Source organism: Pseudoroseomonas ludipueritiae, from assembly GCF_014490445.1.
In the GTDB taxonomy this organism is placed as follows: domain Bacteria; phylum Pseudomonadota; class Alphaproteobacteria; order Acetobacterales; family Acetobacteraceae; genus Pseudoroseomonas; species Pseudoroseomonas ludipueritiae.
On sequence record NZ_JACTUZ010000358.1, the window covers coordinates 1 to 886 of the forward strand.

At 69.3% G+C, this 886-nt stretch carries 1 protein-coding gene; it reads right to left on the reverse strand.

Going from position 1 to position 886, the window contains the following annotated elements:
* Window positions 1-792, reverse strand: a protein-coding gene (locus IBL25_RS26365; protein WP_187781379.1) for an IS5 family transposase whose coding sequence is annotated in 2 segments (ribosomal slippage) — window positions 1-87 and window positions 87-792 — 793 coding nt annotated over the 2 segments. Because the reading frame shifts where the segments join, the coding sequence is not laid out codon by codon here. This gene is flagged as partial in the annotation.
* Window positions 793-886: the final 94 nt, after the last annotated feature.

Consider the following 886-nt stretch of genomic DNA (forward strand, 5'->3'; position numbering starts at 1 on the left):
GGACGAGGAGCATGGCGGTGGCGAGGGTGAAGAGGGCTGCAGCGGAACTGGTGGTGGCTTCATGATCCCGCGCCAGGCGGCGGCATGCCCGATCCAGGCGAAGGACTGTTCCATCACCCAGCGCCGCGGCTGCACGGCGAAGCCTTTCTGGCCGGGCGGGCTGCCGACGAGGGTCACGGCAAGAGGTGAGGCATCGGCCACGCGAGATCCGGCATAGGCGCGATCCGCGAAGCACCGGGACAGGAATGGCCATGGCCGCCGGGATGCGGCCAGCACCGCAGCCCCGCCACGGCTGTCATGCAGCGAGGCGGGCGAGACAGCCACCATCAGGAGCCTGCCGTCGGTATCGACCAGGGCATGCCGATTGCGGCCGACCCCGCGCTTGGCGGCGTCATAGCCTCGTGCACCGGCAACGCCGACACGCCGGAGCGTGCGGACTGCGCATCCAGGACGGCGGCCGTGGGAGAGGCTTCGCGAGAGACACTGGCGACCGGCCATGGCGACGGCATGCGCCAGACGCTCGAAGATGCCACTCCTGGCCAAGCGCAGGAACCAGCGATGCACCGTGCCAGGCGGCGGGAAGTCGCGGGGCAGATGTGCCCAGGCGCAGCCCGTGCGCAGCACATAAAGAATACCGTCCAGGATCAGGCGCATCGGCCAGCGTCGGGGGCGCCCGGTCTGACCAGGTGGAGGCATGAAGGGCTGCACCAGCGCCCATTCAGCGTCAGTCAGACAGGTTGCATAAGGGATGGTCCCACGCGCAAGCTGCGCGCGGGCGGCGGGGGGCCACATGGGCAGCCTCGGAAGCTTCGAACACTCCCGAAACGCACAGAGCCCTCGCCGCTCACCCTGCCTCGGCCGTTATGAAGCGGGCTCTAAGAAGCGG